2 protein-coding genes are annotated in these 1,302 nt (G+C 78.7%); both read left to right on the top strand.

Translation table 11 applies throughout. The features are described 5' to 3' along the window. Positions 1-38: 38 nt before the first annotated feature. On the top strand, positions 39-635 hold the full coding sequence (sigK, locus tag ACFV0G_RS39435; RefSeq protein ID WP_380558780.1) for an ECF RNA polymerase sigma factor SigK: 597 nt from the start codon (positions 39-41) through the stop codon (positions 633-635). Continuing rightward, positions 632-1,285 (top strand): zf-HC2 domain-containing protein, encoded by a 654-nt coding sequence (locus tag ACFV0G_RS39430; RefSeq protein WP_380558777.1) that lies wholly within the window; start codon positions 632-634, stop codon positions 1,283-1,285. The genes sigK and ACFV0G_RS39430 overlap by 4 nt, the downstream gene beginning before the upstream one ends. The last annotated feature ends 17 nt before the right edge of the window (positions 1,286-1,302 follow it).

The following is a 1,302-nucleotide window of genomic DNA, read 5'->3' as shown; positions in this document are numbered from 1 at the left end:
CGGGGCGGCGCGGCCACCGGGACCCCCCCGGGCGGGGCATGGCCCCGGGGCGCCCCCCCGGGCCGCGGGGGGCCGCCGCCCCCCACGACGGCCGCCGGCTGCAGGAGCTCATGGCCGAGGTCGCCGCCGGCGATCACGAGGCCTACCGCCAGGTCTACCGGGCCCTGCTCGGACCGGTGTTCGGGCTGGTGCGGCACGTCGTGCGGGACGCCGCACAGTCGGAGGAGGTCGCCCAGGAGGTGATGCTGGAGGTCTGGCGCCGGGCCGCCCGGTACCGTCCGGATCGCGGCGCGGTGGTGCCGTGGGTGATGACCATGGCGCACCACCGGGCGGTGGACCGGGTCCGGCAGGAGCAGAACACCGCGGACCGCGAGGAGCGAGCCGCAGCCCGTGCCCACACGACGGCCTTCGACGAGGTGGCCGAACAGGTCGAGGACCGGCTGGAGCGCGAGCGGCTGCGGCACTGCATGACGGCGCTGACCGACCTGCAGCGGCAGTCCCTCGCCCTGGCCTACTACCACGGGCTGACGTACCAGGAGGTCGCCGACCTCCTCCAGGCGCCGCTGAGCACCGTCAAGACCCGGATGCGCGACGGACTGATCCGGCTGCGCGACTGCCTGGGGGTGCAGCCGTGAACGACCCCTCGGACGTGCACACCCTCTCCGGGGCGTACGCCGCCCGCGCGCTGTGCCCGGCCGAGCGCGAGGCCTTCGAACGGCACCTCGCCCGGTGCGAGTCCTGCCGCCTGGAGGTGTCCGGCTTCACCGCCACCGTCGCCCGGCTCGGCTGCGCCCTGGCAGCCGACCCGCCCGCCGGGATGGAGGGACGCGCCCTCGCCGCCGTCCGCACGATCCGTCAGCTCCCCTCGCGCGGACGCCCCACGGACCTTCCGGCCGGCGGGGCCGTGCAGCGCCCGACCGACGGGCCCGGCCGGCGCGTCGGACGCCTCGCGCTGGCCGCCTGTCTCGCCCTGACTGCCGTCCTCGGCGGCATCGCGGTCGACCAGCACGACCGGCCCCGGCGGGCCGCGACCGAGTCGGCCCGACTGCACACCGAACTGGCCGAGTTCGGCGCCTTGCTCGCAGCACCGGACGTCCGGACGTCGACCGCACCGACCGCCGACGGGACGGGCAGCGGCACCGCGGTCTGGTCCCGGACGGGCGACCGGGCGGCCTTCCTCGCCGCCGGCCGGCCCGCGCGCCCCGCCGCCCCCCCGCCACGCGGGGCCCCGCCCCCGGAGCCCCGGGGGGCGGCCGCCCCGGCGGACCGGGCGATCAGGCCCTGAGGCCCGCGGGGCCGGCC

This window comes from Kitasatospora sp. NPDC059571 (assembly GCF_042735675.1).
Classification (GTDB): Bacteria; Actinomycetota; Actinomycetes; order Streptomycetales; family Streptomycetaceae; genus Kitasatospora.
This window is presented reverse-complemented; position numbering and strand designations above follow the sequence as displayed.

Coding starts and splice junctions, on each gene's coding strand:
- sigK (WP_380558780.1), top strand. CDS start 39: ATGGCCCCGGGGCGCCCCCCCGGGCCGCGGGGGGCCGCCGCCCCCCAC.